The organism is Nostoc sp. (assembly GCF_036917575.1).
Lineage (GTDB): Bacteria > Cyanobacteriota > Cyanobacteriia > Cyanobacteriales > Nostocaceae > Nostoc.
This window is the reverse complement of sequence record NZ_JBALDC010000003.1, coordinates 1-6,984: the sequence shown is the minus strand read 5'-3', so window position 1 is coordinate 6,984 and position 6,984 is coordinate 1. Positions and strand designations below refer to the sequence as shown.

Annotated in this window: 7 protein-coding genes; 5 read left to right on the top strand and 2 right to left on the bottom strand. The window is 43.0% G+C overall.

The window, feature by feature from the left end; all coding sequences use genetic code 11:
- Positions 1–377: 377 nt before the first annotated feature.
- Together V7K79_RS00185 and V7K79_RS00180 are read right to left on the bottom strand one after the other, a co-directional pair.
- The gene (locus V7K79_RS00185; RefSeq protein WP_335043556.1) at positions 378–677 is read right to left on the bottom strand and encodes a 2Fe-2S iron-sulfur cluster-binding protein; all 300 of its coding nucleotides are present in this window, start codon (positions 675–677) and stop codon (positions 378–380) included.
- A 109-nt stretch (positions 678–786) separates the two neighbouring features.
- Entirely contained in the window at positions 787–1,635 is an 849-nt protein-coding gene (locus V7K79_RS00180) for a uroporphyrinogen-III synthase (RefSeq protein WP_335043553.1), read from the bottom strand.
- 103 nt (positions 1,636–1,738) lie between these two features.
- Here V7K79_RS00180 and V7K79_RS00175 point away from each other — a divergent pair, with 103 nt between their 5' ends.
- The 5 genes from V7K79_RS00175 (at position 1,739) to V7K79_RS00155 (ending at position 6,701) form a co-directional block, all read left to right on the top strand.
- Positions 1,739–2,983, top strand: coding sequence for a cytochrome P450 (locus tag V7K79_RS00175; RefSeq protein WP_335043551.1), 1,245 nt, complete (start codon positions 1,739–1,741; stop codon positions 2,981–2,983).
- Between the two features lie 399 nt (positions 2,984–3,382).
- The gene (locus tag V7K79_RS00170; RefSeq protein WP_335043548.1) at positions 3,383–4,294 is read left to right on the top strand and encodes a S1C family serine protease; all 912 of its coding nucleotides are present in this window, start codon (positions 3,383–3,385) and stop codon (positions 4,292–4,294) included.
- Between the two features lie 190 nt (positions 4,295–4,484).
- A complete protein-coding gene (locus V7K79_RS00165; RefSeq protein ID WP_335043546.1) occupies positions 4,485–5,321 on the top strand; it encodes a S1C family serine protease in 837 nt (278 codons plus the stop codon).
- Entirely contained in the window at positions 5,318–5,950 is a 633-nt protein-coding gene (locus tag V7K79_RS00160) for a response regulator transcription factor (protein ID WP_335043545.1), read from the top strand. The genes V7K79_RS00165 and V7K79_RS00160 overlap by 4 nt, the downstream gene beginning before the upstream one ends.
- Positions 5,951–6,287: 337 nt before the next feature.
- Positions 6,288–6,701, top strand: a complete 414-nt coding sequence (locus V7K79_RS00155; RefSeq protein WP_335043543.1) for a GlcG/HbpS family heme-binding protein — start codon at positions 6,288–6,290, stop codon at positions 6,699–6,701.
- Positions 6,702–6,984: the final 283 nt, after the last annotated feature.

The following is a 6,984-nucleotide window of genomic DNA, read 5'->3' as shown; positions in this document are numbered from 1 at the left end:
TTGCTGCAATGAATCAATTTAAACCCTCTTATGCTTCTGGATGATTTAGCTCCTAAACTACTTGCTTATTCCGGAAAGTGACAGAAGAGGGATAAAACCCACATTCTGCACTTCAATTGGTAGTACAAAAAACTACATTTCGATAAAATCTAAAATTATTTTTGCCAAATAGGGATGCTCTTGCTACACATCTACACCCAGATGCGATCGCAGCTTAATTTTCACACCTTGTTTCGGATAACGTCTACAATAAAGACTACTGCCGCCTTCCTTGCTAGCGACAGCAGCCTAATGAGCAGCATTTTCAGCTAGAAAAACGGGATTTGAAAAGGGTTTGGGCTTAAGTTAATACCAATACCCTCAACTCTCACCCGCTCTTAACCGTTAAGCTCATCTTCTTGATTAGTTTGGATTACACAGTCAGAAGTGGGTCTGGCAACGCAGGTGAGAACATATCCTGCGTCTATTTGCTCGTCGTCTAAGAAGTTCTGATCTGATTGGTCAACTGTACCTGAAATCAGCTTACCAGTGCAGCTTGAGCAAGAACCAGCGTTACATGAGTAGGGCAAATCCATCTCATTTTCTTCGTTAGCAATCTCTAGGATGTAATCATCATCAGAAACTTCAATTGTTTTTTCTTCATCTGGAGTTTTTAATGTGACTTTATAAGTTGCCATGTAACAATCCCTAGCTAAATATGAACTACATTGTTGATCCTACGGGTTTATGTGCTGCGAGTCTAGAGTTAAATGTGGTTGATTATTTTATATCTTTAGACGCTTCGTTTTAATCGCAAGTAAGAGTAAAAAATGCTGCGATCGCTTCAGCAAATCCCTCAAATGAACTATAATCTCTAGACACGATAGAGACAGTCATACCCAACTTTTGGGCGTTAGCAGTGGTGTAAGGGCCAAAACATGCAATAACACAATGTTCGTAATCGCTTTGCGAGTTAACCATTGTCAAAAAGCTTTCTACTTCTGCTGTGCTACTAAAGGCAATTACATCAATAATTGCTTGACGCATCAGGTTTAATTCCATACTGTAGATACTTTTGTCTAAACCTTGCGTAATATATGTGGGTACGCGAGTTACTTCTATGCCCAATTGTTGCAAATCTGTAATCAAATTGGGTACAACATCAGGCTCAGGCAAACCCACAACTTCTGGAGCCGGGATCAGCACTTTTTTGTCGTGAATTTGCGGAAGTTTCGCTAATTCAGCTACAATTCCGGCTGGGCTAGATTCTGTTGGAATTAAATCCACTTTGTCAGAAAAAGATAATAAGCTTTCTGCATCTTTTCCCAAAGCACATAATTGACATTTTTGCACCATAGATATAGGAATATTCAAATCATTTATGCGGTGAAAAAATGCAGCGATTCCGTTTCTACTTGTGAAAAGAATCCAATCAAATTCGCTGATATGGGCTAAAGCGGTATCTAAGAGAGTGTAGTTTGATAAATAGCAGGTTTCAATAGTAGGCATGAAAACAGGTAAACCACCTTTTTTGATGATTTGTTCGGATAACCTATAAGCATAATTTATTGGTGCTGTTACTAAAATTCTCTTGCCATATAGAGGTAAGTTTCTAGATGGAGTTAGCAGATTGATTTCTCTTGACTCGGTGTGCATTTGTCTTCAAAAATGAGCTAACGGTAGGTAACTTGTTAAGATGATGTTGACTGTTGACTAGACAATTACTCAAAGTAAACCATCACTGACCACCATTAAAACCATGAAGCATCTATCGGACTACAACTTCTTTGACCCGGAAGTGCTTGTGTGTCCTTATGAATTCTACAAGCTGGCACAAGAGCAAGCACCAATTATGGAGCTACCTAGTTCCAGAACAGGAGCAAAACTCTTTCTCGTTACCAGCTATGACTTGGTGAGAGAAATTCTTAAGGATACAAGAGTATTCTCTAGCAATTTCTCTACTTTACTGGCTGGAAAAGAAGAACAGGATGATGAGTTGCAGAAAATTTCTGCTCAAGGCTGGCCTCAGATGAACACCCTACTCACAGCAGATCCGCCAGAACACGAGCGATTTCGAGCGCTGGTGAATAAAGCATTCACCTCTGAGCGTGTCAACAAAATGTCTGAGTTGATTGAGCAGATTGTTGATGAACTGATTGACAATTTCATTGATCGCAGCAAGTGTGAATTCGTCAGTGAGTTTGCCGTAGCTTTACCGCTCAAAGTTATTGCTCAACAGTTGGGTGTGCCGCAAGCAGATATACCAAAGTTCAAGCAATGGTCTGATGCTTTTATTGCACGTTTAGGGCACACACTCTCTAGAGAGCAGGAGATTGAGTGTGCTAAAGATGTTGTTGCTTTCCAGCATTATTTTAAAGATGTCATAGACTCGCGCCAAAAACAGCCTCAAGATGATTTGATCACTGACTTGGTAAAGGCAAAGGTAGCTGGAGAGCGATCGCTTGATACTGCTGAACTGCTGAGTATAATTCAGCAGATATTAGTGGCTGGTAATGAAACTGTCACCAGTGCGCTTGCAGGTGGGATGTTGTTGCTGGCAAACAATAAAGAGCAAATAAAGTTGCTACAAACAGATATTTCGCAGCTAGATAACTTTGTTGAAGAAGTTCTACGGATGGAAAGTCCAACAGCAGGAATGTGGCGAGTTGTGATGGAAGATATAAAACTAGGAGACGTTGCTCTCCAAGCTGGGTCTTTGGTGATGATCCGCTTCGATGCTGCTAACCGCGACCCCATAAAATTTATTGAGGGCGAGCGTTTGGATGTGCGCCGCCATAATGCCAGCAATCACCTATCTTTTGGTCATGGGATTCATTTTTGTTTAGGTGCTATGCTTGCTCGTAAGGAAATGCAGATTGCATATCAGCGATTGTTACTACGGCTTAATAACATCCGCTTGGGACAATCCGGTTATCAGTACTTACCAAACATACTCATGCGGGGACTGAAGTACCTTTATATTGAATTCGATAAGGTAGTATAAGTGGTTATTTAATCTTTAGGCGTTGCAGAATTATGGGATGATTTCGCTCAATGTGGAACGAATTTTCAATGGTTTCAACCACCAAATCATCCCGCATTTATGCAACACCTTAATCAGCTTATTCGTTAGTGGAATACTTTCAGAGCTTTCCGTAGTCAAGTTATTGCCTATTACAACTCAATAATTAAAGAAAGCTCAGATCCCAAACTAATATAGCTGTAGTAGACCAAAAACTTTTGCATTAGCGTTTGCGTTGGCGAAGCCTCTCGTAGAGAAGCTCAAAAGCTGATGTCAATCCTAGCCATTTTTCTAGGATGAATTACTCCCCATTTTTCCGATGTCATCTGTGTTGATCAAACGGCACGATATGAACATCTAAGAACGTTTGCAGAAAATCTTATGTCTTCATTACTAGACCTGTCCAACAGTTTAGCTGATACCGTAGAACAAGCTGGGAGTGCTGTGGTTGCAGTAAATGGGGGTACTCGTGTTTCCCCAAGCGGCATTCACTGGCGTGATGGCATCATTGTTACCTCTGATGAGTGCCTCCAGCGCTATGACGACATCACGATTACCTTATCAAATGGTAGCACTGCACCAGTAACACTCATCGGTCATGACTCTAGCACCGATATTGCTGTTTTTAAACTAGAAAATGTCGAAATACCTGTGGCGAAAGTTGGTGATGCTAAAACGCTCAAAGTCGGTCATCTCGTATTAGGACTGGCAAGAGGTAGCGAAGGTGATTTAAGAGCGGCGATGGGTGCAGTGAGTGTGGTTAGCGGTGCTTGGCGAAGTATGAGTGGCGGCAATATTGACCAATTCATCCGCCCAGACATTACCCTTTACTCTGGCTTTGCGGGTGGGCCGCTGGTAGATGCTGCTGGTTTTGTGGTAGGCATGAATACATCGGGGCGGCGTGGAATTGCTCTGACTATCCCCACTGCTACAGTCGATCGCGTGGTTGACCAATTAGTAGCAAAAGGATATATTTCAAAAGGCTACTTGGGTGTGGGAATGCAACCTGTACGCTTACCAAAGAACCTAAAAACATCTCTGAATTTAAGTTCTGCAACTGGGGTAATTGTCGTTAATGTTGAATCTTCGGGGCCTGCTGATAATGCAGGTGTGCTGCTTGGCGATGTTTTAGTAACGTTCGATGGCGTAACTGTTGGCGATACAGGTGAGGTATTGGCGCTGCTTAATAACAGCGATCGCATTGGTAAATCTGTCAACGTGCAAGTTGTCCGGGGTGGAGTGTTAGTTGAGTTAGCGATCACAATTGGCGAACGACCTACTAAGGAAGAATAATGCTAATTTGCGATCGGTTTAACTAGCTTTGTCAAAATTATCGAAATTCTCTATTCATTCGAGCTTCTGAACTCGGAAGTTGAACCTTTTTGCTCGAATCGTCATTAGTGATTAGTCATTAGTCATTTGTGTTTATGAGGACAAAGGACATCACTAGATTTTACTTTGACATGCTCAAAAATTGTATAACATGGCAAACACAACATTAACTAACATCGCTGCTGAATTGACAGAGGTAGCTGCTAAACTACGCGATTGCACTGTGAAAGTGAAAAGCGGCTCTTTGGGAGTCGGTTCTGGTGTCATTTGGCAACCTGACGGACTAATTATTACTAACGCCCATGTGGCAACCAGCAACCGCACAACTGTGGAATTGGCAGACGGCAGGGTATTTGATGCGGTACGTACTCGATTCGAGCCACAGCAGGATTTAGCAGCCCTGAAAATTGTCGCCACTGATTTGACTGCTGCAACTATCGGCAATTCTGAGGCGTTACGAGTGGGTGAATTAGTTTTGGCGGTGGGTAATCCGTTTGGTGACAGTGGTGCTGTGACAACTGGAATTATCCATGCAAATAATCCACGAGCAGTCATGGCCGATTTGCGACTGTATCCTGGTAATTCTGGAGGGCCACTTGCCGACTGTCTCGGCCGAGTCGTGGGAATTAACACCATGATTGTTAATGGTTTGGCTGTGGCAGTTCCCAGCAACACCGTTGAGCGTTTTTTACAGGGAAATAGTCGTCCGCAACTGGGAGTCACACTGCAACCTGTACTTTTAGGTAGGCGTAGCTTAGGTTTATTAGTGCTGTCAATTCTACCTGGCAGTGCGGCGGAAACTGCTGGTGTACAAATCGGCGATGTTTTAATTGGAGTTTCGGGGCGATTATTCACTACCATGAATGATTTAACCAAATATCTCCATAACAGTAAAGGATCTGTACCGCTACAAATCCAACGCGGTAGACAGCAACTCGTGATTTATGTTGCTGTGCAGTCCGAGACAACTGCCGTGGAGGCGACATGATCCGAGTGATGGTAGTTGCTACTTCCCCTGTGGTGCGGGCAGGGTTATCAACTGTGGTAACTACCAATCCTCGGTTAACGGTTGTGGGGAGTGCATCTGATTTGGATGTATTGGCGAGTGAAGTTGGGCAATTACAGCCAGATGTGGTGCTGATAGATTTGAGCGGTAATTTTCCACAAGCGGTGTGGGAAAAATTGCTGATAATTCAAGAACAGCAATATCGATTAGGAATAATCGTCATTGTTGAAGAACTCGACAGTATCGACTTACAGACGGCGTTACGTTCTGGTATCCGGGGAATATTGCCCAGTATTAGCACAGAGTCAGAAATTGTCGCGGCTGTGGAGGCGATCGCTTTTGGTTTGCTGGCGCTGCATCCGGATGCTGTAGAATTACTGTCTATCCGCGAAAAAGTGGTGGCGAATCCTGTACAAACCTTGACACCACGCGAGATAGAAGTTTTAGGTATGCTTGGTTCTGGGTTGGGGAATAAAGCGATCGCTAAACAATTACACATTTCTGAGCATACAGTCAAATTTCATCTCTCATCCATTTTTCAAAAGCTCAATGTCTCCAGTCGCACCGAGGCTGTTGCTGTGGGTGTGCGACTGGGTTTGATTATGCTTTGATCTGTAGTGAGTGCTGTTAGCGGTAGCGGGGCGTTTAGCCCGTCTTGAGTAAAAACCCTGTAATTTCAGAGTTTTGAGCATTTCACAAAACACCTGATATAGCCGTAGTCACATAGGTTAGGACATTTGAAAAGAGTGAAAGCTAGGAATAGTAATAGTTTTACCTCCAGCATAGCTGCCTCCTGCTATATAACAATTCGATTTGATTCGGAGAATTACTCGTAGAGACTGGGGACTCTTAGGAAGGAATAAAGGTACACCGAGAATTTATGCTCGTGATATCCTTTATTGATGACAAGCACTTAACGCACACATTTCTACGATTGAAAGAATTACCATGACTTCTGACAAATATTCTGTATCCTTGGATGACGCACGACGAATATTAGCGGCTGGAGAAGCGAAGGCTCGTGAAATCGGACAACCAATGAATCTTGCGGTTGTTGATGCTGGCGGGAATCTTGTTGCTCATATTCGTATGGATGATGCGTGGATCGGAAGTATTGATATCTCAATTAATAAAGCATTTACTGCTCGTGCGTTTAATCTCTCTACCAAATCCCTTGGTGAGAATGCTCAACCAGGAAAACAATTTTATGGTATTCACGCCTCAAATGGAGGACGAATCATGATTTTTGCCGGGGGTATACCACTTCAACGCGATGAGCAAATAGTTGGTGCAGTTGGAGTAAGTGGCGGTAGCGGTGAACAGGATCAAGCTGTAGCTGAGGCAGCTGTTGCAGCTTTCTAATACCATTTAGACATCTTTAAAATGGAAGCAGCGCCCCTGAAGCAGTGGGATTAGCAAGTCCACCCAAAAATCGTAACCACACCTAACTATTGTAGTCATCTACCAAACACCAGGAGGAAACGCGCGTTTCCTCCTGGTGTTTTTTGGACGGGACATACAGCCTCCAATGAGGGCATGGTGTATATATAGCAATACGGTTCAGTTAAGGCTATGCAGTGCTTGAAACAACAAACACAGGAGGATTAGTTCTTGTTCCAGTACCTCTGTGTTTAACTTTTTTAGA

Coding starts and splice junctions, on each gene's coding strand:
- V7K79_RS00185 (WP_335043556.1), bottom strand. CDS start 677: ATGGCAACTTATAAAGTCACATTAAAAACTCCAGATGAAGAAAAAACA.
- V7K79_RS00180 (WP_335043553.1), bottom strand. CDS start 1,635: ATGCACACCGAGTCAAGAGAAATCAATCTGCTAACTCCATCTAGAAAC.
- V7K79_RS00175 (WP_335043551.1), top strand. CDS start 1,739: ATGAAGCATCTATCGGACTACAACTTCTTTGACCCGGAAGTGCTTGTG.
- V7K79_RS00170 (WP_335043548.1), top strand. CDS start 3,383: ATGTCTTCATTACTAGACCTGTCCAACAGTTTAGCTGATACCGTAGAA.
- V7K79_RS00165 (WP_335043546.1), top strand. CDS start 4,485: ATGGCAAACACAACATTAACTAACATCGCTGCTGAATTGACAGAGGTA.
- V7K79_RS00160 (WP_335043545.1), top strand. CDS start 5,318: ATGATCCGAGTGATGGTAGTTGCTACTTCCCCTGTGGTGCGGGCAGGG.
- V7K79_RS00155 (WP_335043543.1), top strand. CDS start 6,288: ATGACTTCTGACAAATATTCTGTATCCTTGGATGACGCACGACGAATA.